The sequence below is a fragment of the Pseudonocardia sp. Ae331_Ps2 genome, assembly GCF_001932405.1.
GTDB lineage: Bacteria > Actinomycetota > Actinomycetes > Mycobacteriales > Pseudonocardiaceae > Pseudonocardia.
Window position 1 is genome coordinate 5,903,114 of the sequence record NZ_MCIM01000001.1, and the last position, 22,156, is coordinate 5,925,269.

19 protein-coding genes and 1 pseudogene are annotated in these 22,156 nt (G+C 75.2%); 4 read left to right on the plus strand and 16 right to left on the minus strand.

The genetic code is table 11. The features are described 5' to 3' along the window. Positions 1-18 precede the first annotated feature (18 nt). From hisB to Ae331Ps2_RS27635, 4 genes are read right to left on the minus strand one after another with little or no spacing between them, the layout of a single operon-like run. Complete coding sequence (hisB, locus tag Ae331Ps2_RS27620) at positions 19-618, minus strand: imidazoleglycerol-phosphate dehydratase HisB (RefSeq protein WP_020622780.1); 600 nt, start codon at positions 616-618, stop codon at positions 19-21. After that, entirely contained in the window at positions 615-1,736 is a 1,122-nt protein-coding gene (locus tag Ae331Ps2_RS27625; protein WP_075305649.1) for a histidinol-phosphate transaminase, read from the minus strand. Before Ae331Ps2_RS27625 ends, hisB begins: the two co-directional genes overlap by 4 nt. Continuing rightward, a complete protein-coding gene (hisD, locus tag Ae331Ps2_RS27630; protein WP_020622778.1) occupies positions 1,733-3,058 on the minus strand; it encodes a histidinol dehydrogenase in 1,326 nt (441 codons plus the stop codon). The genes Ae331Ps2_RS27625 and hisD overlap by 4 nt, the downstream gene beginning before the upstream one ends. Before the next feature lie 34 nt (positions 3,059-3,092). Next, the gene (locus Ae331Ps2_RS27635; protein ID WP_075305648.1) at positions 3,093-4,571 is read right to left on the minus strand and encodes a hypothetical protein; all 1,479 of its coding nucleotides are present in this window, start codon (positions 4,569-4,571) and stop codon (positions 3,093-3,095) included. Positions 4,572-4,745: 174 nt separating this feature from the next. Here Ae331Ps2_RS27635 and Ae331Ps2_RS27640 point away from each other — a divergent pair, with 174 nt between their 5' ends. Continuing rightward, a complete protein-coding gene (locus tag Ae331Ps2_RS27640) occupies positions 4,746-5,936 on the plus strand; it encodes a winged helix DNA-binding domain-containing protein (RefSeq protein WP_075305647.1) in 1,191 nt (396 codons plus the stop codon). A 149-nt stretch (positions 5,937-6,085) separates the two neighbouring features. On the opposite strand, the gene nadC is transcribed toward Ae331Ps2_RS27640, so the two are convergent. From nadC to nadA, 3 genes are read right to left on the minus strand one after another with little or no spacing between them, the layout of a single operon-like run. Continuing rightward, on the minus strand, positions 6,086-7,003 hold the full coding sequence (gene nadC / locus Ae331Ps2_RS27645) for a carboxylating nicotinate-nucleotide diphosphorylase (RefSeq protein WP_083696084.1): 918 nt from the start codon (positions 7,001-7,003) through the stop codon (positions 6,086-6,088). Continuing rightward, positions 7,000-8,601: an L-aspartate oxidase gene (locus Ae331Ps2_RS27650; protein ID WP_075305646.1), complete on the minus strand. Its 1,602-nt coding sequence runs from the start codon at positions 8,599-8,601 to the stop codon at positions 7,000-7,002. Before Ae331Ps2_RS27650 ends, nadC begins: the two co-directional genes overlap by 4 nt. Beyond that, positions 8,598-9,596 (minus strand): quinolinate synthase NadA, encoded by a 999-nt coding sequence (gene nadA / locus Ae331Ps2_RS27655; RefSeq protein WP_075305645.1) that lies wholly within the window; start codon positions 9,594-9,596, stop codon positions 8,598-8,600. The genes Ae331Ps2_RS27650 and nadA overlap by 4 nt, the downstream gene beginning before the upstream one ends. 167 nt (positions 9,597-9,763) lie before the next feature. Between nadA and Ae331Ps2_RS27660 the strand changes: the two genes are divergently transcribed. Together Ae331Ps2_RS27660 and Ae331Ps2_RS27665 are read left to right on the plus strand one after the other, a co-directional pair. After that, positions 9,764-10,474 carry an NUDIX domain-containing protein gene (locus Ae331Ps2_RS27660; protein ID WP_075305644.1) on the plus strand — a complete coding sequence of 237 codons (711 nt, stop codon included), beginning with the start codon at positions 9,764-9,766 and terminating at the stop codon, positions 10,472-10,474. 13 nt (positions 10,475-10,487) lie between these two features. Beyond that, a complete protein-coding gene (locus tag Ae331Ps2_RS27665; protein ID WP_075311577.1) occupies positions 10,488-11,159 on the plus strand; it encodes an LON peptidase substrate-binding domain-containing protein in 672 nt (223 codons plus the stop codon). A gap of 2 nt (positions 11,160-11,161) precedes the next feature. Here Ae331Ps2_RS27665 and Ae331Ps2_RS27670 read toward each other — a convergent pair whose 3' ends face one another. Beyond that, entirely contained in the window at positions 11,162-12,790 is a 1,629-nt protein-coding gene (locus tag Ae331Ps2_RS27670) for an ABC-F family ATP-binding cassette domain-containing protein (protein WP_083696086.1), read from the minus strand. Positions 12,791-12,933: 143 nt separating this feature from the next. After that, on the minus strand, positions 12,934-13,488 hold the full coding sequence (locus tag Ae331Ps2_RS27675) for a type II toxin-antitoxin system PemK/MazF family toxin (protein ID WP_075305643.1): 555 nt from the start codon (positions 13,486-13,488) through the stop codon (positions 12,934-12,936). Positions 13,489-13,568: 80 nt separating this feature from the next. Between Ae331Ps2_RS27675 and Ae331Ps2_RS27680 the strand changes: the two genes are divergently transcribed. Further along, positions 13,569-14,606 carry a zinc-dependent alcohol dehydrogenase family protein gene (locus Ae331Ps2_RS27680; protein ID WP_075305642.1) on the plus strand — a complete coding sequence of 346 codons (1,038 nt, stop codon included), beginning with the start codon at positions 13,569-13,571 and terminating at the stop codon, positions 14,604-14,606. Positions 14,607-14,621: 15 nt separating this feature from the next. Here Ae331Ps2_RS27680 and Ae331Ps2_RS27685 read toward each other — a convergent pair whose 3' ends face one another. From Ae331Ps2_RS27685 to Ae331Ps2_RS27715, 7 genes and pseudogenes are all read right to left on the minus strand, one after another. Beyond that, on the minus strand, positions 14,622-14,843 hold the full coding sequence (locus tag Ae331Ps2_RS27685; RefSeq protein WP_020623920.1) for a hypothetical protein: 222 nt from the start codon (positions 14,841-14,843) through the stop codon (positions 14,622-14,624). Continuing rightward, positions 14,840-15,847 (minus strand): biotin synthase BioB, encoded by a 1,008-nt coding sequence (gene bioB / locus Ae331Ps2_RS27690; protein ID WP_020623921.1) that lies wholly within the window; start codon positions 15,845-15,847, stop codon positions 14,840-14,842. The genes Ae331Ps2_RS27685 and bioB overlap by 4 nt, the downstream gene beginning before the upstream one ends. A gap of 2 nt (positions 15,848-15,849) precedes the next feature. Continuing rightward, entirely contained in the window at positions 15,850-16,548 is a 699-nt protein-coding gene (bioD, locus tag Ae331Ps2_RS27695; protein WP_075305641.1) for a dethiobiotin synthase, read from the minus strand. Continuing rightward, positions 16,545-17,726 (minus strand): 8-amino-7-oxononanoate synthase, encoded by a 1,182-nt coding sequence (locus Ae331Ps2_RS27700; protein ID WP_075311573.1) that lies wholly within the window; start codon positions 17,724-17,726, stop codon positions 16,545-16,547. The genes bioD and Ae331Ps2_RS27700 overlap by 4 nt, the downstream gene beginning before the upstream one ends. A gap of 72 nt (positions 17,727-17,798) precedes the next feature. Next, a complete protein-coding gene (locus tag Ae331Ps2_RS27705; RefSeq protein ID WP_020623876.1) occupies positions 17,799-18,188 on the minus strand; it encodes a co-chaperone YbbN in 390 nt (129 codons plus the stop codon). Between the two features lie 49 nt (positions 18,189-18,237). Continuing rightward, a complete protein-coding gene (locus tag Ae331Ps2_RS27710) occupies positions 18,238-20,556 on the minus strand; it encodes a bifunctional SulP family inorganic anion transporter/carbonic anhydrase (protein WP_075305640.1) in 2,319 nt (772 codons plus the stop codon). A 278-nt stretch (positions 20,557-20,834) separates the two neighbouring features. Next, positions 20,835-22,081, minus strand: a pseudogene (locus tag Ae331Ps2_RS27715) (adenosylmethionine--8-amino-7-oxononanoate transaminase). Positions 22,082-22,156 lie beyond the last annotated feature (75 nt).

The window sequence follows — 22,156 nt, forward strand, 5'->3', positions numbered from 1 at the left end:
TTGAGGGCTCAACATTCCCTAGAGGGCGCCCTTGGTGGACGGCACCCCGGTCACCCTCGGGTCGGACTCGGTCGCGGCCCGCAGCGCACGGGCGACGGCCTTGAACTCGGCCTCCGTGATGTGGTGGGGGTCGCGGCCGTCGAGCACCCGCACGTGCAGCGCGAGGTGCCCATGGAAGGCCAGCGACTCGAACACGTGCTTGTTCAGCACGGTCGGGTAGTGCCCGCCGACGACGAAGCCGCGCATCATCTCCGGCTCGCCGGTGCACACGGTGTAGGGCCGTCCGGAGACGTCGACGACGGCCTGGGCCAGGGCCTCGTCCATCGGGATCCAGGCGTCGCCGAACCGGCGGATGCCCTTCTTGTCCCCCAGCGCCTGCCGGATCGCCTGGCCCAGCACGATCGCGACGTCCTCCACGGTGTGGTGGGAGTCGATCTCGATGTCGCCCTCGGCGTGCACGGACAGGTCGAAGCTGCCGTGCTTGCCGAACGCGTCGAGCATGTGGTCGAAGAACGGGACCTTGGTGGCGATGTCGGTGCGCCCGGTGCCGTCGAGGTCGATCTCGACGACGATCCGGGTCTCCTTGGTGACGCGCTCGACGCGTCCGATGCGGCTCACAACAGCTCCTGGGTGGCGAGGTCGGTGGCGGCGGCGAGGAACGCGTCGTTCTCCTCCGGAGTGCCCACGGTGACCCGCAGCCGCTCGGGGATGCCGACGTCGCGGATCAGCACGCCCTGGTCGAGGAACCCCTTCCAGGCGCGGCCGGCGTCGGCGAAGCGCCCGAAGAGGATGAAGTTGGCGTCGGAGGCCACGACGTCGTAGCCGGCGGCGGCCAGTTCGCCGGAGATCCGGTCCCGCTCGGCGGCGAGCAGCGCCACCGAGCCGAGGGTGGCCTCGGCGTGGCGCAACGCGGCCCGCGCGGCGGCCTGCGACAGCACGGACAGGTGGTACGGCAGCCGCACGAGCTGGAGTGCGTCGATCACCGCGGGCGCGGCGGCGAGGTAGCCCAGCCGTCCCCCGGCGAACGCGAACGCCTTGCTCATCGTCCGCGACACCACCAGCTTGTGGCCGTGCGTGGCCAGCAGGGTCGTGGCGCTCGGCCGGCCGGTGGCCTCGGCGAACTCGGCGTAGGCCTCGTCGATGACGACCATCCCCGGCGCGGCGTCGACCAGCCGGGCCAGGTCGGCCGGGGCGATCGACTGCCCGGTCGGGTTGTTCGGGCTGGTCACGAACGTGATGTCCGGGGACTTCTCCGCCAGGACGGCGACGGCTGCGTCGACGTCGAGGGTGAAGTCCTCGCGGCGCGGGACCGGGACGAACTCGGTCTGCGTGCCCGAGGCGAGGATCGGGTGCATCGAGTAGCTGGGCACGAAGCCCAGCGCCGTCCGGCCGGGCCCGCCGAAGGTCTGCAAGATCTGCTGGAGGATCTCGTTGGACCCGTTCGCGGCCCACAGGTTCGCCGTGGTCAGCTCGACCCCGGTCTGCCGGGACAGATAGGCGGCGAGGTCGCCCCGCAGCGCGACGAGGTCGCGGTCGGGGTACCGGTGCAGCTCGCGGGCGGCGTCGGTCACGGAGGCCGCGACGTCGGCGACCAGCTCCGGCGGCGGCGGGTACGGGTTCTCGTTGGTGTTGAGCCGCACCGCGACGTCGAGCTGCGGCGCACCGTACGGGCTCTTCCCGCGCAGGTCCTCGCGCAGCGGCAGGTCCGACAGCCGCACGCCCTCCCCCGCGGTCACGCGCGGGCCTCGAACCGGGCGGTGACGGCCTCGCCGTGCGCGGGCAGGTCCTCGGCGTTCGCCAGGGTCACGACCCGGTCGGCGACCTCGGCCAGCGCGTCGCGGCCGTAGTCGACGACGTGGATGCCGCGCAGGAACGTCGACGTCGACAGCCCGCCGGAGTGCCGCGCGCAGCCTCCGGTCGGCAGCACGTGGTTCGACCCGGCGCAGTAGTCACCCAGCGACACCGGCGAGTGGGCCCCGACGAAGATCGCGCCGGCGTTGCGGACCTTCGCCGCGTCGCCCGCGGAGTCGGCGGTCTGGATCTCCAGGTGCTCGGCGGCGTAGGCGTCGACGACGGCGACCCCGTCGTCGGTCGAGGACACCAGGATGACCCCGGACTGCGGGCCGGTCAGCGCGGTGCGCACGCGCTCGCTGTGCTTGGTCGCGCCGACCCGGGTCTCGAGCTGCGCCTCGACCGCCTCCACCAGCGCCTCGGACGTCGTGACCAGCACCGACGCGGCGTTCGGGTCGTGCTCGGCCTGCGAGATGAGGTCCGCCGCGACGTGCGCGGGGTCGGCGGTGTCGTCGGCCAGGATCGCGATCTCGGTGGTCCCGGCCTCGGCGTCGATCCCGACCAGCCCGCGCAGCATCCGCTTCGCCGCGGTGACGTAGACGTTGCCCGGGCCGGTGACCATGTCGACCGGCTCCAGCTCGGCACCGTCGGTGTCGGTGCCGCCGTAGGCCAGCAGCGCCACGCACTGTGCACCGCCGACGGCCCACACCTCGTCGACACCCAGCAGCGCGGCCGCCGCGAGGATCGTCGGGTGCGGGCGCCCGCCGAACTCGGCCTGCGCCGGGGAGGCGACGACCAGCGACTCCACACCCGCGGCCTGTGCCGGGACCACGTTCATGACCACGCTCGACGGGTAGACCGCCAGCCCGCCCGGGGCGTAGAGCCCGACCCGCCGGACCGGGACGAACCGCTCGGTGACCGTGCCGCCGGGGACGACCTGGGTGACGACGTCGGGCCTGCGCTGCTCGGCGTGCACGATCCGGGCCCGCTCGATCGAGGTCTCCAGCGCCGCGCGCACGTCCGGGTCGAGGTCGCGCAGCGCCTCGGTGATCGCCGCGGTCGGCACCCGCACGGTCTCCGGGCGGACCCGGTCGAAGCGCTCGGTGGCGTCCAGTGCGGCGGCGGCACCGCGATGGCGCACGTCCTCCACCAGCGGGCGGGCGCGCTCCAGCGCGGCGTCGATGTCCAGCTCGGCGCGCGGCATCACGGCGCGCAGGGTGGCCGGACGGGGCAGCGGTTCGGCTCGCAGGTCGAGGCGGCGGAGCATGGTCCCCAGGGTACGGCGGTGCTCCGAGGCCCCCTCAGCCCACCGGGACCACGAGCAGGTTCCCCGCGCCCGCCCACGGCGTCCCGACGTCGACGCCGTCCGGATGGTGCCCGGCCCGGTGCACCAGCCGGGTGGTCCCGCGCTCGTACGGGGCGGGGCGCAGGAACAGGTAGTTGACGTCGTAGAGCGCCGAGGCGACCGGGCCCGCCTCGGCGCGGCGGGCCGCGATCCGGGTCAGCATCGGGGCCCGTTCCGACAGCGGGTCGTCGATCGTGCAGCGCCGGTCGCAGAAGTAGGCGAGTGCGCCCAGCTCGCCGGCGCTGACCACGGTGCCGTGCAGACCGGAGGCGACCCGCGCGTACTCGGCGGCCGTGGCGTGGTTGGTCGAGATCGGCGCGAGCCGCCACGGCGTCCCGTGGCCGATGTCGAAGGCGGCGGACGCCACCGCCAGCACCGCCAGCACGGCGGTGAGCAGCGTCGCCGTCGCCGCCGAGAGGGTCGTGACCGCGCGCGGGGCCGGCCCGTCGCGCCGGACCGGTCGGACCAGCGCACCGACCGACCACGCCGCCAGCACCGTCAGCACGCCGACCGCGGGGCCGTAGTACCAGTGGTAGGGCGCCGTCCCGATCACGACGAATGCCCCCGCGTGCACCGCCGCGCCCAGCCCGAGGATCGTCACCGCGGCCCGACCCCGGCGTCGCACGGCCACCCAGGCGAGGCCGCCCACCACCCCGGCGACGGCCGGGAGCAGCGCGAGGACGGTCGCCACCGGGAACACCCTGGCGTAGACCGTCAGCCCGTTCGCGAAGGTGATGTGGTCACGCCCCCAGCTGTCGCCGACCTTCCACAGCAGCGTGTCCGGCACGAACGAGCCCAGCACGACCCACGAGAACAGGTACCAGGGCGCGGCGACCAGGAACGCCGCCGCCACGACCGCCCACCGGCGTCGGCGCAGCGCCGGAACCGCGACGACCGCGAGCACGGCGACGACGACCAGGTCCGGCCGGGTGAGTACGAGCAGCGCGCACAGCACGCCCGCGGTGCGCGCGCGGCCGGTGACCGCGGCGTGCGCGAGCCCGGCGAGCAGGACGACCGCCAGGTACGTCTCGAGCCCCACGGTGGACAGCAGCAGCGGGTTCGCCAGCAGCAGCGGCGCCGGGAGCGCGGCCGTCCAGCCGGGCAGCCCGAGCGCCGCGGCGGTCCCCGCGCTCCAGTGGGTGAGCAGCGCCATCAGCCCGGCCAGCACGATCCCGGCGGCGACCACCGCGTCGCGGACGACGAGCGTCACCGCCGCCTGGAGCAGCACGTTCAGCGGGGAGGTGGCGCTGTTCGCGGGCAGGCCGGGCGACACGCCCCACTCCCCGTGCAGCGCGAGCGTGCGGACGTAGGCGAGGGTGATGTAGGCGTCGTCGATCAGCGCCCCGCGGACCAGCGCGAACGCACCCGCCGCGAGCAGGGCGGCGGCCGCGGGCAGCACCGCGGCGGACCAGCGCGGCGGCGGCGCTGCGGGCACACGGTGGCGGCCCCGGCGCGTCCCCCACGGGCGCGGCTCCGGAGCCGATCGTCCCGGGCGGACCGCGGCGAGCACGGAGCAAGAATTGCAGGTGGCGCAGCGCCCCGGACACGGCCCCGCCACTCCGCCGGAGTGAGGTCGCCCACGGAGGGCGCTGCGTGGCACCCTTCGCGCGTGACCCGGCACGTGACCGACGACGAGCGCCGCGCCCGGCTGGTGACCCGCCACCGGCTCGCCCCGCACACCCGCACCGACGATGTCGTCGCGATCAGCGACGACCTGGTCGGGCTGCACTCGACCGACCCGGTGACGGTGTACCTGTCGGCGGCCGCACGGATGGTGACCCCGTCACTCGGTCCGGTCGACGCCGCGTTGCACACCGACCGCACCCTGCTGCGCCACCACGCGATGCGCCGCACGCTGTGGGTGTTCGGCCGCGGCCACGCCGCGCTGGCCCACCACGCCGCCACCGTCGACGTCGCCGCCGTCCAGCGTCGTGACCTGCTGCGTCAGGCCGCAGCAGCCGGCCACGACGACCCCGAGGCGTGGTACGCCGACGCCGCCGACCAGGTCCTGGCGGTGCTCGCCGAACGGGGCCCGACCGCCGCCCGCGACGTCGCGAAGGCCCTGCCCGGGCTCGCCGCGCAACGGCTCGTCCTGCCCGGCGGGGGCCCGCAGCCCGCCCACACCCGGGTGCTGCTGGTGCTCGGGTTCGAGGGCCGGGTGCTGCGGACCCGACCGCTCGGGACGTGGGTCAACGGCCAGTACCGCTGGGCCACGGCCGACGCCTGGGTCCCCGGCGGGATCGGCCCCGCACCCGACCCCGACGGCGACGCCCGTCGCGCGGCCGCGGCCGGGCTGGCCCGCGCCCACCTGCGGGCGTTCGGCCCGGTCCGCCGCGACGACCTGAAGTGGTGGGCGGGCTGGACCGTCGCCACCACCACCACGGCGCTGGCCGACGTCGGTGCGGTCGAGGTGACCCTCGACGGCGGGGACACCGGGTTCCTGCTCCCCGACGACCTGGACCCCGTCCCCGATCCCGGGCCGTCGGTGGCGCTGTTGCCGAGCCTCGACCCATCGACGATGGGGTGGAAGGCCCGCGGCTGGTACCTGCCCGCCGAGGTGGCGCCGGAGCTGTTCGACCGCAACGGCAACGGCGGACCGGCGGTCTGGGTGGACGGTCGCATCGTCGGGACCTGGGTGCAGCGCCCGGACGGCGAGATCGCGACCCTGCTGCTCGCGCCGGTCACGGCCCGGGCGCAGGCGCAGGTGCGGGACGCGGCGCAGCGGCTGCGGGAGTTCCTCGGCGACGCGCGGTTCTCCACCCGGTTCCCGGCCCCCGCCCAGCCCCGACTGCTCGCCTGACGGGCCGGCGACACCGCGCACATCGGGCCACGGCGCAGATCGGAGCACGCCGCGCTCGGCGGGCGCGGTGCGGCCGGCCGAGCGCCGAGTGGCACACCATGCACCCGCGGCACCCGTCACGGGGTACACGGTGTGCCACTCGGCGTCGGTCACTCCAGGTCGAGCCCGAGGTCCAGCGCGGTCACCGAGTGGGTCAGCCCGCCGACGGCGAGGAAGTCCACACCGGTGGCCGCGTAGTCCCGGGCGCCGGCCAGGGCCAGCCCGCCGGAGGACTCCAGCAGCGTGGCCCGGTCCCCGCGCCGCCGGACCGCCTCGGCCGTCTCGGCGACGGTGAAGTTGTCCAGCAGCACCAGCTCGGCGGCGAGCTCCAGCACCTCGTCGAGCTGGTCGAGCGAGTCGACCTCCACCTCGCACGGCAGGTCCGGGGCGAGCGCGCGGGCCGCGGCCAGCGCCGCGGAGACCGACCCGGCCGCCGCGACGTGGTTGTCCTTGATCAGCACCGCGTCGCCCAGCCCGAGCCGGTGGTTCACCCCGCCGCCGCACCGCACGGCGTACTTCTCCAGCAGCCGCAGGCCGGGCAGCGTCTTGCGGGTGTCCCGGATCCGGGCGCCGGTCCCGTCGACGGCGTCGACCCAGGCGCGGGTGGCCGTCGCGATCCCGGACAGGTGCGTGAGCAGGTTCAGCGCGGTGCGCTCTGCGGTGAGCAGTCCGCGGACCGGTGCCCGCACCGTCAGTGCCGGGGTCCCGGCGGTGAGCCGGTCACCGTCGGCCGCCTCGGCGAGGACGGTGTACCCGCCCGCGCCGAGCACCTCGTCGAGGACGGCGCGGGCCGCCGGGAGCCCGGCGAGCACGCCGTCGACCCGCGGGGTGACCGACGCGGTCGCCACGGCGTCGGCGGGCACGGTCGCCGCCGTCGTCGCGTCCGGGCCGTACCGCAGGTCCTCCCCCAGCGCGGTGCGCACCACCCGCAGCAGGTCCTCGGGGTCCGGGACCCCGACGTCGCTGACCCCACCGACCCCGGCGGCGACGCGCGCCCCGCCCCGCGCCGTCCCGGTGCGTGCCGTCATGCCGCACCCACCAGCGAGCCGTCCGCCACGACCACCGGCCGCCCGGTCGCGTCGACCCGGATCCGCAGCGACGACCGCTGGTGCGTGTCGTCCCGGTCGGGGAAGTCCGTGCGCACGTGGCAGCCGCGGGTCTCCCGGCGGGTGCCCGCCGCCACCAGCACGGCCTGGGCGATCAGGGTCAGTGCCGCGTCCTCCACGCCGGCGCGGTCGACCGGGACCGCGGTGGTGGTGACGGCCTCGATCGCGTCCGACGCGCCGGCGAGCCCGGCGGCGTCGCGGCCGATCCCGGCGCTGCCCGACATCGCCCGCTGCACCACGGTGCGGTCGGCCACCGGCAGCGCCGGGACCGTCCCGGCCGGGGCCGGCACCCCGGTCGGGCCCGCGTCGGCGAGCACCGCGCGGACCACCCGCTCCCCCACGACCAGCCCCTCCAGCAGCGAGTTCGACGCCAGCCGGTTCGCCCCGTGCAGCCCCGTCCTGGCGACCTCGCCCGCCGCGTAGAGGCCCGGGACACCGGTCCGGCCGGACGTGTCGGTGACGACGCCGCCGCAGGCGTAGTGCGCGGCCGGAGTCACCGGGATCGGCTCGGTCAGCGGGTCGATCCCGGCGGCCCGGCAGGAGGCGTAGACGGTCGGGAACCGCGCGGCGAACCCGTCGAGGGCGGTGGCGTCGAGCCAGGCGCACTCGCTCCCGGTCTCGGCCATCCGGCGGGTGATCGCCGCGGCGACGACGTCGCGCGGGGCGAGGTCGGCCCGCGGGTGCACCCCGGCCATGAACGCGGTCCCGGCCCGGTCGCGCAGCACCGCGCCCTCGCCGCGGACGGCCTCGGTCACCAGCGGGCGACGCCCGGCGGCGCCGCTGCCGGGGCCGGTCCACAGCACGGTCGGGTGGAACTGCACGAACTCCAGGTCCGCCGCGACGGCACCGGCGCGCAGGGCGAGCGCGACGCCGTCGCCGGTGGAGGTGGCCGGGTTGGTGGTGGAGGCGTAGAGCTGCCCGTAGCCGCCGGTCGCGAGCAGCACCGCGGGCGCCGACAGCACCCCGGCGCGGCCGTCGGCGTCGAGCACCGTGAGGCCGGTGACCCGGCCGGCGTCGCGCAGCAGGTCGGCGGCGACGTGCCCGTCGAGCACGGTGAGCTGTGCCGACCGGGTCGCCGCGACCAGCGCGCGCTCGATCTCCGCACCGGTCGCGTCGCCCCCGGCGTGCACCACCCGGTACGCCGAGTGGCCGCCCTCCCGGGTCCGCGCGGGGCGGTCCCCGCTCAGGTCGAACAGGGCGCCGCGCGCGCGGAGCCTGCGCACCGCGTCCGGTCCGGCGCGCACGATCGTCTCCACCGCGGCGACGTCGTTCAGCCCGCCGCCCGCGGCGACGGTGTCGGCGACGTGGGAGTCGGGCGTGTCCCCGGCGATGTCGCCGAGCACGACGGCCACCCCGCCCTGTGCCCAGCGCGTGGAGCCCTCACCGATGCCGTCCTTGGTGACCACCACGACGCGCAGCCCGGCCGCGGCCGCGTCGAGCGCGGCGGTCAGCCCGGCCACCCCGGACCCGACGACGACCAGGTCGGCGCCGGCCTCCCAGCCGGCTCCCCGCGCGGTCACTCCCCACCTCCCGGCTGGCCGATCTCGATCATCCGCTGCACGGCGGCGCGGCCGCGCGCGGCGAGGTCGGGGTCGACGTGGACCTCGTCGGTGCCCTCGCGGACCGACCGCAGCAGCGCCTCGGCGGTGATCATCTTCATGTAGGGGCAGGACGCGTGCTCGTTCACCGCGCGGAACTCGATCTCCGGGGCGGCCAGGCGCAGCTGGTGCAGCATCCCGACCTCGGTCGCGACGAGCACCTCCGTCGCACCGGTCGCGCGGGCGGCGTCGATCATCCCGCCGGTGGACAGGATCTTCACCTGCTCGGCCGGCACCGCGCCGGTGCCCGCCAGGTAGAGCGCCGAGGTCGCGCAGCCGCACTCGGGGTGCACGAACAGGTCGGCGCCGGAGTGGGCGGCGGCCCGGTCGGTGAGCTGGCGGCCGTTGATGCCGGCGTGCACGTGGCACTCCCCGGCCCAGACGTGCATGTTCTCCCGCTGCAGGGTGCGGCGCACGTGCGCACCGAGGAACTGGTCGGGCAGGAACAGCACCTCGCGGTCGCGCGGGATCGAGTCGACGACCTCGACGGCGTTGGAGGAGGTGCAGCAGATGTCGGTCTCGGCCTTCACCGCGGCGGTGGTGTTGACGTAGGAGACGACGACCGCACCCGGGTGCTCGGCCTTCCACTCCCGGAGCTGGTCGGCGGTGATCGAGTCGGCCAGCGAGCAGCCGGCCCGCGCGTCGGGGATCAGCACGGTCTTGTCCGGGCTGAGGATCTTGGCGGTCTCGGCCATGAAGTGCACGCCGCAGAACACGATCGTCGACGCGTCGGACTCGGCCGCGATCCGGGACAGCGCGAGCGAGTCCCCCACGTGGTCGGCGACGTCCTGGATCTCGGGCAGCTGGTAGTTGTGCGCCAGCAGGACCGCGTCCCGCTCGCGGGCCAGCGCACGCACCTCGTCGGCCCAGCCGGGGTCGATCCCCGTGTCGCCGGGTGCCGTCAGCGTTCCGGTCATTGCGCCCTCCCGGGCCGAATCGGGTTTTCGCCTAGCGGGCGGAAACTGAGCGGATAGTAGCACCGCTCGTCCGCCACCGGCACCTCCGTCGTGACCGGGACCTCACCTGACGGACACCTCACCGTCACGTCCCGGTGCGGTTGCCGGTCCGCCCTAGGCTGGGGTCCGTGACACCTCCACCGGTCCTGCACGAGGTCCTCGCCGTCGTGCTCAGGATCCGGGAGGGGCGGGTCAATGCCCTCCTCTGGCAGCGCGCCCTGGACCCGGACGCCGGCCGCTGGGCGCTGCCCGGCGGCACCCTGGGCCCCGACGAGGACGTCGAGACCTCCGTGCGCCGGCAACTCGCCGAGAAGGTCGACGTCCGCGAGGCCGCCCACGTCGAGCAGCTCTCGGTGTTCTCCGACCCGGCCCGCTCGCCCGGCAGGCGCCGCATCGCCACCGCGTTCCTCGGCCTGGTCCCCTCCGACGCGGACCCGGCGCTGCCCGAGGACACCGCGTGGCACGAGGTCGAGGACCTGCCCGCGACCGCGTTCGACCACGCCGGGATCGTCGCGGCGGCGCGGGACCGGCTGCGCGCCAAGCTCTCCTACACCAACCTCGGGTTCGCGCTCGCCCCCGCGGAGTTCACGATCTCGGCGCTGCGGGAGCACTACGTCGCCGCGCTGGGACACGAGGTGTCGGCAACGAACCTGCAGCGCGTCCTCACCCGTCGCGGCCTGCTGGAGCCCACCGGCGAGGTCGCGCCGTCCGGGCGCGCGGGTGGGCGCCCGGCCGCGGTGTTCCGGTTCACCGACCGCGGCCTGCGGGTCACCGACGCGTTCGCCGTGCTCCGCCCACCCGCGCGACCCGGCGGGGCCCGCGACGGCGTACTACCGTGAGCCGGTGTCCGCCATGCTCCCGCTGTTCCCGTTGGGAACGGTGCTGATGCCGGGTGCGGCGCTTCCCCTCCACATCTTCGAGCCCCGCTACCGCCAGCTCACCGTCGACCTGCTCACCGGGGCCGTCCCCGACCGCGAGTTCGGCGTCGTCGCGGTGCGCGAGGGCCACTCACCGGACCGCTCCGGCGCCGCGGGCATGCACCCCGTCGGCTGCACCGCGGTGCTCATCGACGCCCGCCGGCTGCCCGACGGCCGCTACGACGTCGTCACCCGCGGGGCCCGCCGCTTCCGGCTGCTCGACCTCGACGCGACCTCGCACTCCTACCTCTGCGGCGAGGTCAAGTTCCTGCCCGACGACACCGGCGACGACGCCGACCCGCGGCTGGTGGCGATGCTGGAGCGGTCCGCCCGCGCGGCCCACCGCGAGTACTGCGACACCGCGTGGCGGACCGGTGACTGGTCCGAACCCGCCGACGACACCCCCACTGCCGAGCTCGCGCACCTGCTCGCCGGGGACTGTCTGCTCCCCCTCGATGACCGCCAGCTCCTCCTGGAGCAGACCAGCCCGGTGCAGCGGCTGCGGGAGATCCGCCGGCTGCTCGCCCGCGAGCGCGGCCTGCTGGAGAACCTGCGGGCGGTGCCCGCGCCGCTCGGGTCGTTCACCGACGAGCACAGCCCGAACTGAGCTCACCCGCCGATCGCGAGGTGCGGCCCGTCCCAGCGCCGGCGCAGCCACCGGTCGTGCGAGGTGACGACGACGGTCCCCGGCGCGGTCCCGAGCGCCTCCTCCAGTTCCCCGGCCAGCCGCAGCGAGACGTGGTTGGTCGGCTCGTCGAGCAGCAGCAGGTCCGGGGCGGCGGCGACGGCGACGGCCAGTGCCAGCCGCCGTCGCTGGCCCAGGCTGAGCTCGCCGACCGCGGTGCCGTGCTCGCGCGGGTGCAGCAGCCCCAGCTCGCGCAGCGGGACGTCCTCGGCCGGCTCGACGCCGACGGCGTCGGCGTAGGCGGCCGCGGCGCTGCGGTCGGGCGGGCCGACGTCGGGGTCCTGGGCCAGCAGCCCGACCCGGCGCGCCCGCACGTCCACGGTGCCCGCGCTCGGGGCCAGGTCGGAGTGCAGGACCGCCAGCAGGGTCGACTTCCCGGCCCCGTTCGGGCCGGTGACCAGCAGCTTCTCCCCCACCGGCAGGTCGAGCAGGTCGAGCCGCAGCCGGCCGTCGACCCGCAGGTCCCGGATGCTCACGGCGAGCCCGTCGGCCGGGGCCTCGCCGGTCAGGCGCCCGGTGAACTCCAGCGGCCGGGGCGGCTTGCGGACCGCCTCGCGCTCGGCGGTCTCCAGCCGGCGCTGGGCGTCGTGCACCCGGCGGGCCCGGGTGCGTTCGACGCCGGCCTCCTTGAAGGCGTGGATGAACTTGTCGTTGTCGCGCGGGCCGCGGCCGGGGGCGATCGTCGAGAGCCCGGCCCGGCTCCGCTCGCGCAGCGCGGCGATCTCCTCCTGCTCCGCGGCGAAGCGCTCCTCCCAGCGACGGCGGCTCGCCGCGGCGGCATCGAGGTACTCGGTGAACGAGCCGCCGAACCGGCGTCCGCCGTGCCCGTCGGTGCCGAGCTCACCGGCGTCGAGGTCGAGCAGCTCGGTGCAGACCCGGTCGAGGAAGGTGCGGTCGTGGCTCGCCGCGACGACGACGCCGGGCAGCTCCACGAGTGAGCGTTCCAGCAGGTCCAGGGCGTCGTCGTCGAGGTGGTTGGTGGGCTCGTCGAGCAGCAGCACCGCGGGGCGGCGGACCAGCGCGGCGGCCATCGCGAGCCGGGTGCGCTCGCCGCCGGACAGGGTCGCGACCGGCCGGTCCCGCTCCAGGTCGGCGACGCCGAGCGTGCCCGCGGTGACCTCGGCGCGCCGGTCGGCGTCCCACGCGTCGTGGGCGATCGCCCAGGCCAGCACCCGGTCGTAGGCGGCGGCGCCGGTGCCGTCGGCGAGCCGGCCTGCCAGGCGCTCCAGCTCGGCGACGGCGTCGTGCAGCGGGCGCAGCGCCGCGTCCAGCAGGTCGCCGACGGTCCCCCCGTCGCCCAGGTCCGGCTCCTGCGGCAGGTACACCCGGTCCGCGGGCACCGTGAGCGTCCCACCGTCCGGGGTGTCGACGCCGGCGAGCAGCCTCAGCAGCGTGGACTTGCCCGAGCCGTTCTCCCCGATCAGGCCGACCCGCGTGCCCGGTGCGGCGACGAGGTCGACGCCGTCGAGCACCGGGGGGCGGCCGGCGTGGGTGGCGTAGGAACGGACCAGCCCGCGGGCGGTGACGGCACGGATCTGCTCGGTCGATGACATGACGACGGCTCCGGTGGAGACGGAGGAGGACCGCGGGGGCGTGTGCCGCGTCCGCGGTCGGTGGGGTCGTCAGTGCCTCATGATGAGCAGGAGACTAGCGGGCGCGCCGGTGCGGCGCACCCCGGTTTCTCAGCGCAGGTTTCTCAGTGCCAGCCGTAGCGCGAGCGCAGCTCGGTGGCGACCCGGTCGAACCGCGCCCGGTCGAGCACCGCGCCCTCCCGGCGGATCCCGTGCTCCTCCACCTCCAGCACCCGGTCCAGCCGGATGTAGGAGTCGCGCCCCTCGCGGTCCCAGGCGCCGGAGCCGATCCCGACCCAGTCCGGGTCGTGGGCCCGCTTGTCCTGGCTGGACAGCATCAGCCCGAGCAGGTCCCCACCCGAGCGCCCGACGACGAGCAGCGGCCGGTCCTTGCCCTGGCTCGCGTCCTCCTCGTAGGGCACCCAGGTCCAGACGATCTCGCCGGGGTCCGCGGCGCCGTCGGGCTCGGGGGCGTAGGCGATCTGCCGGGCACGGTCGCCGGTCGGCGCGGTCCGCACCCGCCCGGCCGTGGGCGGCGGACCGGGCCGGGCACCGCCGCCCGGCCGCGCACCCCGCGGTGCCGTCCGACCGGACCTCTGCGCGTCCTTCTGCGAGTCCTTGAGGAACTGCACCGCCACGTCCGCGGCCTTGCGCAGGACCGAGCCCCAGTTGATCGCCATGCCGGCCAGCCTGCCGCATGTGCGGCGCGTCACCGCGACCGGGCGCGCATGAACGGTTCCGCATGTGGGCACCCATCGGTATGAAGGCGACTCTGATCCACGGCAAGCACGACATCCGGATCTCGTCCGACATACCGGACCCGGTCATCCGTGACGACACCGATGCGATCGTGCGGGTCCTGCGCTCCTGCATCTGCGGCAGCGACCTGTGGCCGTACAACTCGGCGGAGGACTCCACCGAGGGCCACCGCATCGGCCACGAGTTCCTCGGTGTGGTCGAGGAGGTCGGGTCCGGCGTCCGGAACCGCACGAAGGGCCAGCTCGTCGTCGCACCGTTCGTGTGGGCCGACAACACCTGTGACTTCTGCGCCGCGGGCCTGCAGACCTCCTGCCGGCACGGCGGCGGCTGGGGCTCCGACGGCACCGACGGCGGCCAGGGCGAGGCCGTCCGTGTGCCGTTCGCCGACGGCACCCTGGTCCCGATGCCCGGCGAGCCGGACGACGCGCTGCTCGCCTCGATGCTGACCCTGTCCGACGTGTTCCCCACCGGCCACCACGCCGCCGTCTCGGCGCGGGTGCAGCGCGGGGACACCGTGGCCGTCGTCGGCGACGGAGCGGTCGGGCTCTGCGCGGTGCTCGCGGCGAAGCGGCTCGGTGCCGAGCGCATCATCCTGCTCGGCCGGCACACCGCCCGGACCGACCTGGGCCGCGAGTTCGGCGCCACGGACGTCGTCCCCGAGCGCGGCGACGAGGCGATCGAGAAGGTCCGCGAGCTCACCGGCGGCGACGGCGTCGACGCCGCGTTGGAGTGCGTCGGCTACGTCGAGGCCGTCCGCACCGCCGTCGAGGTCACCAAGGACGGCAAGCTCGTCGGCCGGGTCGGCGTCTCGCAGTACTCCGACATCCCGCTGGGCGTGGGCTCGTTCATGCGCAACGTCGGCGTGCACGGCGGCGTCGCACCGGCGCGGGCCTACATCGAGGAGCTGCTGCCCGACGTGCTGGACGGCACGGTCCGGCCGGGCAAGGTCTTCGACCGCACGGTCGGCCTCGACGAGGTCCCCGACGGCTACCGCGCCATGAACGACCGCGAGGCCCTCAAGGTCCTGATCAAGCCCTGACCGGGACCGGGCCCGCTACCGGCTGGACCGCTCGCCGTGCCTGCTGCACCGGGCGGTCCAGCCCACCGGGTCGACCTGGACCACCATCCGCCGCGCGCAGTCCGGGCAGAAGCGCGGCGGCTCCAGCTCACGTCGCGCGGCGCACCGGTCGTGGCCCGCCGTCGCGTCGGGGTTCCCGCACTGGTCGCAGTACGGGCCCCCGTCCTCCCGGGTGGAGACCTGCACCGGCGCCGTCACAGCGTCTCGTTGAGGGCCTTGATCGGCATCTCCAGCTCGCCGAGCAGGTCGATGTCGGACTCGGCCGGACGTCCCAGCGTGGTCAGGTAGTTCCCGACGATCACCGCGTTGATCCCGCCGAGCAGGCCCTTGCGGGCGCCCAGGTCGCCGAGGGTGATCTCGCGGCCACCGGCGAAGCGCAGGATCGTGCGCGGCAGCGCCAGGCGGAACGCGGCGACGGTGCGCAGCGCGTCCGGCCCGGACATCGGCTCCAGGTCCCCGAACGGGGTGCCCGGGCGCGGGTTGAGGAAGTTCAGCGGCACCTCGTCGGGCTCCAGCTCGGCGAGCTGCCCGGCGAACTCGGCGCGCTGGTCCAGGCTCTCCCCCATCCCGACGATCCCGCCGCAGCACACCTCCATGCCGGCCGCACGGACCATGCGCAGGGTGTCCCAGCGCTCCTCCCAGGTGTGGGTGGTGACCACGTTGGGGAAGTGGCTGCGGGCGGTCTCCAGGTTGTGGTTGTAGCGGTGCACGCCCATGCCGGCGAGCTCGTCGACCTGCTCGGCCGTGAGCATCCCCAGCGAGCAGGCGATGTTGATGTCGACCTCGTCCCGGATCGCCGCGATGCCGGCGGCGACCTGGGACATGAGCCGCTCGTCGGGCCCACGGACGGCCGCGACGATGCAGAACTCGGTGGCCCCGGTCTTCGCGGTCTGCTTGGCGGCCTCGACGAGCATCGGGATGTCCAGCCAGGCCGAGCGCACCGGCGAGGCGAACAGGCCCGACTGCGAGCAGAAGTGGCAGTCCTCGGGGCACCCGCCGGTCTTGAGCGAGATGATCCCCTCGACCTCGACGTCGGGCCCGCACCAGCGCATCCGCACCTCGTGGGCCAGCTCCAGCAGGTCGTCGAGGCGGTCGTCGGGAAGGTCGAGCACCTCGCGCACCTGGCTGACGGTGAGGCCGCGGCCCTGGTCGAGGACCTGGTCGCGCGCGACGGTGAGAACGTCGGTCCTGGCGGTCGTCATGATCAGGCATCCTGCCAGCGGCCGACCGGGCGCGGTCCGAATGTGCGGCACGCAACGTCGCGGAACCACTCGGGAGCGGCACCGCCGAGCCCGGCCGGGAGCACACCGAGCAGCGGCACCCCGCTGGTCGCGGGCAGGTCGTCGAGGTTGCACCGGGCGGCGAGGTCGGGCGTGTCCGGCCAGGCCCCGACGACGACCCCGGCGCAGACCAGGTCACGCGCCCGCACTGCCTCGACGGTCAGCGCGGTGTGGTTGAGCGTGCCGAGCCCGGCCGCGGCGACGACGACCACCGGCGCGTCGAGCAGGCGGGCGACGTCGGCGACGGTGCCGCCGTCGTCGTCGAGGTGCACGAGCAGCCCGCCCGCGCCCTCGACGAGCACCAGGTCGTGGGTGCGGGCCAGGTCGCGGGCGGCGTCGGCGGCCGCGACGGGGGTGACCGGGGCGAGCCCGGCCCGCCGTGCGGCGGTCCCGGGTGCGAGCGGCTCGGGATAGCGGGCGAGCTCGGCGGTGTGCGCCTGCGGCACCAGCCGCGCGACGACGGCGGCGTCCCCCGGCTCGTCCGGTCCGACCCCGGTCTGGGCGGGCTTGAGCACCGCCACCCGCTCCCCCGCCGCGACCGCGACCGCGGCCAGCGCGGCGGTGGCGACGGTCTTGCCGACCTCGGTGCCGGTCCCGGTGACGACCAGGTGGCGCCCGGTCATGCCGGGACCCCCGTCCGCGCCGCGGCCAGCACCTCGGTGAGTACCCCGGCCGCGAAGGACAGCTCGGCGTCGGTGAGTCCGGCGCGGGCGGTCAGGCGCAACCGGGAGGTGCCCGGCGGGACCGACGGCGGGCGGAAGCACCCCACCCGCAGCCCGCGGCGCAGACAGGCCGCGGCGGCCTCGACGGCGGGGCCGGGCTCGCCCAGCACGACCGGGACGACCGCGGACACCGGCACCGGGGCGTCGCAGGCCCCGGCCAGCACCCCGGCGACGTGCAGCACCTCGGCCGGCCGGCCGGGCTCGGCGGCGAGCACCCGCAGCGCGGCGAGCGCCGCGCCGGCCGCGGCCGGGGCGAGACCGGTGTCGAAGATGAAGCTGCGCGCGGAGTCCACCAGATGGGCGGTGACCGCGGCCGGGCCGAGGACCGCGCCGCCCTGGCTGCCGAGCGCCTTGGACAGCGTGACGGTGGCGACGACGTCGTCGGCCCCGGCGAGCCCGGTCTCGGCGAGCAGCCCGCGCCCGCCGGGACCGCGCACGCCGAGGGCGTGCGCCTCGTCTGCGAGCAGCACCGCGCCGCGGGCCCGGCAGACCCGGTGCAGCGCCGTGAGCGGGGCGAGGTCGCCGTCGGCGGACCCGACGGAGTCGGTGACGACGAGCGCGCGGGTCTCGGTGCGGGCCGCCAGCGCGGCGTCGACCGCGTCGACGTCGCCGTGCGGCACGACGACCACCCGGGCCCGGGAGAGCCGGCACGCGTCGACCAGCGAGGCGTGTGCCGCGGCGTCGGAGACGATCAGGGAGCCGGGCCCGGTGAGGGCGGTGACGACGCCGAGGTTGGCGGTGTACCCCGAGGAGAACACCAGCGCGTCGGCGAACCCGCAGAACGCGGCGAGCTCGGTCTCCAGCTCGGCGTGCAGCGCGGTCGAGCCGGTGACCAGGCGCGATCCGGTGGCGCCCGCGCCCCAGATGCGCAAGGCGGCCGCGGCCCCGTCGAGGACACGCGGATCGGTGGACAGCCCGAGGTAGTCGTTGCCGGCGAGGTCGAGCCACGGCCCGCTCGCGGGGTCGGCCGGTCGCGGGGACAGCCTGCGGCGCAGACCGGCCTCGGTACGGGCGCGGGCGTGCTGGTCGAGCCAGGCCAGCGGGCCGGATCCTGGCGTCGTCGGGAGGTGGCCGGTCACGTCCACACCCTAGGCAGAGCGGAGCCCCGCCCACCGGTAGGTGTGCGGGGCTCCGGGGTCGGGCGTCGCCGGTCAGGCCTGCGGCGCCTCGCCCTGCTGCTTCTCCTGCTCGGCGACGGCGGCACGGACCTCGTCCATGTCGACCGCCTTCACCTGGCCGATGAGGTCCTCGAGGGCCTCGGCGGGCAGCGCGCCCGGCTCGGAGTAGAGCACCACACCGTCGCGGACGGCCATCACGGTCGGGATCGAGGAGATCCCGAACGCCCCGGCCAGCGCCTGCTGGGCCTCGGTGTCGACCTTGCCGAAGGTCACGTCCTGGTGCTTCTCGGAGGCGGCGTCGTACACGGGGGCGAACTGGGTGCACGGCCCGCACCAGGACGCCCAGAAGTCGATGAGCACGGTCGTCCCGGGCGCGCCCACGACGTCGTCGAAGTTGTCGGTGGTCAGTTCCACGGTGGCCATACGGTCCTCAACGACGTCGTGGGTGCGGATTGTTCCCGGGTGCGCGGTCTCAGACCTTCAGCAGCCGGCGGGCCGCGGCGGTGGCCCCGTGCCCGTGTCCGGCGGCGATCCGGTCGAGGTCCGAGCCGTCGGTCCCGATGTCGGCGCGGGGCTCGACGAACCGGCCCGCCGCCTCGTCGAGGACGAGCACACGGGCGCTGCGGATGTCGTAGAACAGGCCCAGCACCTCGGCGCCGGAGTCCTGCGCCCGCAGCATCTCCAGCTGCATCGCGACGTTCACCATCGCCAGCTGGTCGGCCTCGCCGAAGCCGTCCTCCGCGGCGGCGACGGCGACCGGGTGGCCGGTCTCGTAGGCCCGCAGCACCGGCCGTGCCTCGCGCAGCCATTGGCCGAGCGCGGAGTCCCCGCTCGCGCCGCCGGCGAGCAGTCCCTGCATCGCGCCGCAGCCGGAGTGGCCGCAGACCGCGACGATCGGGACGTCGAGGGTGCCGGTGGCGAACTCGACAGCGGCCGCGGTGCCGGGACCGACGACGAGGTTGCCGACGTTCTGCACGGTGAACACGTCACCCGGGCCGCTGTGGGTGATGACGTGCGGCAGCACCCGGGAGTCCGCGCAGGTGATCATCATCGCGGATGGGGACTGCCCGTCGGCGAGCCCGGTCATGGTCGGGCGGATCGCCTCGGAGGTGTTGTCGTGGTAGGCGGCGACGCCGGCCATCAGCGTCCCCGACGCGTGCCCCTCGGTCCGCATGCCCTGCCACTCGCCCCAGGTCAGGAACCCGGCGCCAGGCGCGGTGGCGCGACGGGCCTGCTCGGGCTCGATCACGGTCACGGTGGCGCCGGTGCCCTCGTGCCGCGCCTTCCAGGCGAGCAGGTGGTCGTAGGCGGCGTGGTCGAGGTAGTCGGTGACCAGCCGGACGGTGACGTCGCAGCCGCGCGGGACGGCGTTCAGCTCGCGGGACAGCCGCGGCACGGCCAGGAAGCTCAGCGAGCCCTCGACGACGAGCTCGCAGCTGCCGTCGTCGGCCTGCTCCAGGTGCGGGCGGGACCGGACGGCACGCCAGAGCAGCATCAGCCCGGCCAGGACCAGCCCGATCAGGACGCCCTCGAGCAGGTTCAGGAACACGACGCCGAGCAGGGTGGCGGCGTAGATGGCCAGCTCGCCGTGCTGACGTGCGGTGCGGATCTCGGACGGCTTGATCAGCCCGACACCCATCATGACCAGCAGACCGGCCAGTGCGGCCATCGGGATGAGCTCGATGACGCCGATCAGCACGATCGCGAACAGCGCGATCCAGACACCGTGCAGCACCGCCGACGCGCGGGTCTCGGCACCGGCCTTGACGTTCGCGGCGGACCGGACGATCACACCGGTGATGGGCAGGCCGCCGATCATGCCGGACACGGTGTTGGCTGCACCCTGGCCGAGCAGCTCCCGGTCGGTGTCGGTGCTCGTGCCGGGCTTCATGCGCTCCACCGCGACGGCGGACAGCAACGACTCGACGCTCGCGATCAGCGCGATCGTCAGCATGCCGAACAGCACGCCGCCCCAGTTCGACTCCGGCAGCGTGGGCAGCGACAGCGCGTCCAGGAGCGAGCCCCCCAGCTGCACCCGGACGACGTCGGTGAACGCGAGGGAGACGACGGTGGCCGTGACGATCGCGACCAGCGCGGCCGGGACGACGGTCAGCTTCGCGGGCAGCCGGTTCCAGGTCAGCATGATCGCGATGACGATGCCGCCGAGGAGCAGCGCGGGCCAGGACAGGTTCGCGATCGCGCCGGGCAGCGCGGTGATCGAGTTGACACCGCCGGTCTGCGCCTGGCCACCGAGCACGACGTTCAGCTGGCCGAGGGCGATGGTGGCGCCGATGCCCGCGAGCATGCCGTGCACGACGGCCGGCGGGATGGCCTGGGCGAACCGGGACAGCCGGGTCAGCCCGAACACGATCTGCAGGACACCGGCGCCCGCGGTGATGAGGGTGGTGACCTGCCAGCCGAAGGTGTTGACCAGCTCGGCGACGATCACGGTCAGACCCGCGGCGGGGCCGGAGACCTGGAGCTTCGAGCCGCCGAGCAGACCGGCGACGACGGCACCGACGACGGCGGCGATGAGGCCGGCCAGGATCGGGGCGCCGGAGGCGACGGCGATGCCCAGCGAGAGGGGCACCGCCACGAGGAACACGACGATCGAGGCGGACAGGTCCGCCCGGGCGTGCGGGAACGTGCGCCCGAACCAGGAGCCGCCGGGCGGCGAGTGCTCGCCACGGCCGGACTCGGCCGGGGCGTGCTCGTGGTCCTGCATGCCGTGCTCGGTGTTGCTGGTGTTGCCAGTGGGGCGGGTGGTGCTGGAGTGACTGTGCGCGGGCACCGGATCCTCCGTATCGGTCCGTGGGGGGTGCCGGACCGCAACGGTGCGGTCGGCTGGGGCGGGTCGTGCGGTGCGCGACCGGCGGAGCGGGTGCGGCCGACCGGACGAATGCGATCGGCCGACACCGTTTCACCCCGACCAGGGAATCGGATCCTGATGAGAGCGCTTCTCATCGTTTCGGACGTCTGCGACGAAACGCCCGGTCAGCGCCGTACATCTCTGTGTAACGTGATGTGGAACACGGAAAGATCCACCGGATCGGTGGTCCGATCAGGCGCTCAGCGCTGGTCGCGGTGCCCGTCGCCGTGGGGATCCCGCTGCCCCGCAAGCGCTGCGGCCCGCATCCCGGCGGTGATCAGCGCGATGTCGTCGCGGGTGCTGACGAACGGCGGCATCGCGTAGACGAGGTTCCGGAAGGGCCGCAGCCAGACCCCGGCGAGCACCGCGGCGGCGGTCGCGGCCGCGACGTCGACCTCCTCGTCCAGCTCGACGACGCCGATCGCGCCCAGGACCCGGACCTCCCGCACCCCCGGCAGCGACCGGACGGGGGCCAGCCCGGCGCGCAGCCCGGCGGCGATGTCGCTCACCTCGCGCCGCCAGTCCCGTTCGAGCAGCAGCGACACCGAGGCGTGGGCGACGGCGGCGGCGAGCGGGTTGCCCATGAACGTCGGCCCGTGCATGAGCACGCCGGCCTCGCCGTCGGTGATGCCGCGGGCGACCCGGGTGGTGCACAGGGTCGCCGCCATCGTCAGGTAGCCGCCGGTGAGCGCCTTGCCGACGCACATGACGTCCGGGGCGACGGACGCGTGGTCGGCGGCGAACAGCTCACCGGTGCGGCCGAAGCCGGTGGCGATCTCGTCGAACACGAGCAGCACGTCGTGGGCGTGGCACAGCTCGCGCAGCACGTGCAGGTAGCGGGGGTCGTGGAAGCGCATCCCCCGGCACCCTGCACCACCGGCTCGACGACGACCGCGGCCAGCTCGTCGGCGTGGGTCTCGACGAGCTCGGCGAGGTGGGCGACGTAGTCGTGGGAGAAGTCCTCCGGCGGGGCGTCGGCGAACACCTGCTGCGGGAGCACGTCGGACCAGAGCGAGTGCATGCCGCCGTCGGGGTCGCAGACGCTCATCGCGCCGAAGGTGTCGCCGTGGTAACCGCGCCGCCAGGTCATCAGCCGGTGCTTGCCGGGGCGGCCGCGGGACCGCCAGTACTGCAGGCACATCTTGATGGCGACCTCGACCGACACCGAGCCGGAGTCGGCGAGGAACACGTGCTCCAGCCCCTCCGGTCCGACGTCCACGAGCAGCCGGGCCAGGTCGACCGCCGGGCCGTGGGTCAGGCCGCCGAACATCACGTGGCTCATCCGGCCGAGCTGGTCGCGCACCGCCGCGTCGAGCCGCGGGTGGCGGTAGCCGTGGATCGCCGACCACCACGACGACATCCCGTCGACGAGCTCACGGCCGTCGGGCAGCGTCAGCCGCACTCCCTGCGCCGACTCCACGACGATCGGCGCCCGGGTGGCCGGCATCGGCGCGTAGGGGTGCCAGACGTGGTCCCGGTCGGTGGCGAGCAGCGCCGCCGTGTCGGACGCGGATCCGGGGAG

Excerpts from the sequence above, each read along its gene's own strand:
- Ae331Ps2_RS27670 (WP_083696086.1), bottom strand. The coding sequence starts at position 12,790 with ATGTCATCGACCGAGCAGATCCGTGCCGTCACCGCCCGCGGGCTGGTC.
- hisD (WP_020622778.1), bottom strand. The coding sequence starts at position 3,058 with ATGCTCCGCCGCCTCGACCTGCGAGCCGAACCGCTGCCCCGTCCGGCC.
- Ae331Ps2_RS27665 (WP_075311577.1), top strand. The coding sequence starts at position 10,488 with ATGCTCCCGCTGTTCCCGTTGGGAACGGTGCTGATGCCGGGTGCGGCG.
- bioB (WP_020623921.1), bottom strand. The coding sequence starts at position 15,847 with ATGACGACCGCCAGGACCGACGTTCTCACCGTCGCGCGCGACCAGGTC.
- Ae331Ps2_RS27680 (WP_075305642.1), top strand. The coding sequence starts at position 13,569 with ATGAAGGCGACTCTGATCCACGGCAAGCACGACATCCGGATCTCGTCC.
- Ae331Ps2_RS27675 (WP_075305643.1), bottom strand. The coding sequence starts at position 13,488 with ATGGCGATCAACTGGGGCTCGGTCCTGCGCAAGGCCGCGGACGTGGCG.
- nadA (WP_075305645.1), bottom strand. The coding sequence starts at position 9,596 with ATGACCGGAACGCTGACGGCACCCGGCGACACGGGGATCGACCCCGGC.
- nadC (WP_083696084.1), bottom strand. The coding sequence starts at position 7,003 with ATGACGGCACGCACCGGGACGGCGCGGGGCGGGGCGCGCGTCGCCGCC.
- bioD (WP_075305641.1), bottom strand. The coding sequence starts at position 16,548 with ATGACCGGGCGCCACCTGGTCGTCACCGGGACCGGCACCGAGGTCGGC.
- Ae331Ps2_RS27705 (WP_020623876.1), bottom strand. The coding sequence starts at position 18,188 with ATGGCCACCGTGGAACTGACCACCGACAACTTCGACGACGTCGTGGGC.